The organism is Kitasatospora sp. NPDC048296 (assembly GCF_043201815.1).
Lineage (GTDB): Bacteria > Actinomycetota > Actinomycetes > Streptomycetales > Streptomycetaceae > Kitasatospora.
Genome location: NZ_JBICZB010000183.1, coordinates 1 through 2,273 on the forward strand (window position 1 = coordinate 1; position 2,273 = coordinate 2,273).

At 75.3% G+C, this 2,273-nt stretch carries 1 protein-coding gene; it reads left to right on the forward strand.

The window, feature by feature from the left end; translation table 11 throughout:
* On the forward strand, positions 1–2,273 hold a 2,273-nt coding region (locus ACGF12_RS38320), incomplete at both ends, for an SDR family NAD(P)-dependent oxidoreductase (protein ID WP_393041201.1).

Genomic DNA, 2,273 nt, shown 5'->3' on the forward strand with positions numbered 1-2,273 from the left:
GCCACCACCCTGCGGGTCCACGTCACCGCCGCCGGACCGGAGACGGTCACCATCACCGTCGCGGACACCACCGGCACCCCCGTCGCCACCATCGAGGGCCTCACGCTGCGCGCGGTGACCTCCGGCCAGCTGACCGCCGGCCGGCCGGAGAGCGACGACTCGCTGTTCCGCCTCGACTGGACCCCGGTGACCGCACCGGCCGGGAGCCCGGAGCTGCCCTCGGACTGGGCCGTGCTCGGCACCGACGGGCTGGACCTGCACGCCTCCCTCGGCCGGGCCGGCATCAGCGCCTCCCGTCACGCCGACGTGTCCGAGCTGGGATCGGCCGTCGACGCCGGGCTCGCCGTCCCGTCGACGGTGCTGCTGCCGCTCGCCCCCGTCCACGCGGCGGACGGTCTCGTCGCCGCCGTGCACTCCTCCGTGTGCGACGTGCTCGCCGTCGTCCAGGCCTGGCTGGCCGACGCCCGCCTCGACGCCTCGCGTCTGGTGGTCGTGACCCGAGGTGCGGCGGCGACCGCGGTCGGCGAGGACGTGCCGGACCTCGTGGGCGCGTCCGTGTGGGGCCTGCTGCGCTCGGCCCAGTCCGAGAACCCCGACCGGTTCGCGCTGCTGGACCTGGACGGCGACGAGTCCTCGCTGTCCGTCCTGCCCGCCGCCGTGGACGCCGCGGTCGTCGGCGGGGAGACGCAGCTGGCGCTGCGCGCGGGCCGGCTGCTCGCCCCGCGCGTGGCCCGCGCGACGTCCGGTGACGTCCTTCCGCTGCCCGCGGGCACCGACGGGTGGCGCCTGGACGTCCGCCGGCAGGGGACCCTCGACGCCCTGGAGCTGATCGAGTTCCCGCAGGCCACCGCGCCGCTGGCGCCGGGCGAGGTCCGCGTCGCGGTCCACGCCGCCGGTCTGAACTTCCGGGACGTCGTGCTGGCCCTGGGCATGGTGCCCGACCAGGACGTGATGGGCAGCGAGGCCGCCGGTCTGGTGATCGAGGTGGGGTCGGACGTGACCGACCTCGCCCCGGGCGACCGGGTGATGGGCCTGTTCGCGGGCTCGTTCGGCCCGGTGGCGGTCAACGACCGGCGGATGCTCGCCCCGATGCCGAGCGGCTGGTCGTTCGAACAGGCCGCGTCCGTTCCGATTGTCTTCCTCACCGCCTACTACGGTCTGCGGGACCTGGCCGGCCTCCGCGCCGGTGAGCGGGTCCTGGTGCACGCCGCGGCCGGTGGCGTCGGCATGGCCGCGACGCAGCTGGCCCGGCACTGGGGGGCCGAGGTGTACGGCACCGCCAGCCCCGGCAAGTGGGACACCCTGCGCGCCGCCGGCCTGGACGACGCCCACATCGCCAACTCCCGCACGCTGGACTTCGAGCAGCAGTTCCTGGCCGCGACCGGCGGCGCGGGCATGGACGTCGTCCTGGACTCCCTGGCCCGCGAGTTCGTCGACGCCTCGCTGCGGCTGCTGCCCCGCGGCGGTCGCTTCCTGGAGATGGGCAAGGCCGACAAGCGCGACCCCGAGGCCGTCGCCGCCGCTCACGAAGGCGTGGCCTACCAGGCGTTCGACCTGGCCGAGGCCGGACCGGACCGCATCCAGGAGATGCTCACCGAACTGCTCGCGCTCTTCGAGCAGGGCGTGCTGACGCCGCTGCCCGTGGCCACCTGGCACATCCGCCGCGCACCGGAGGCGTTCCGTCACCTGAGCCAGGCCCGTCACGTCGGCAAGGTCGTCCTGACCATGCCCCGTGGCCTCGCCGCCGACGGGACGGTGCTGATCACCGGCGCCACCGGCACGCTCGGCAGCCTGGTCGCCCGCCACCTCGTCACCGACCACGGCATCCGCCACCTGCTCCTCACCAGCCGCAGCGGACTCACCGCCCCCGGCGCCGAGGACCTGCACGCCGAACTGACCGGCCTCGGCGCCACGGTGACCGTCGCCGCCTGCGACGCCGCCGACCGCGACACCCTCGCCGCCCTCCTCGCCACCGTCCCCACCGAACACCCGCTGACCGCCGTCATCCACACCGCCGGCCAGCTCGACGACGGCCTGGTCGCCACACTGACCCCGGACCGGGTCGCCCCGGTCCTGCGTCCGAAGGTGGACGCGGCCGTGAACCTGCACGAGCTGACCAAGGACCTGGACCTGTCCGCGTTCGTGCTCTTCTCCTCCGCCGCCGGCATCTTCGGCAACGCGGGTCAGGGCAGCTACGCGGCCGGCAACGCCTTCCTCGACGCCCTCGCCCAGCACCGCCGGGCCACCGGCCTGCCCGCCACCTCCCTCGCCTG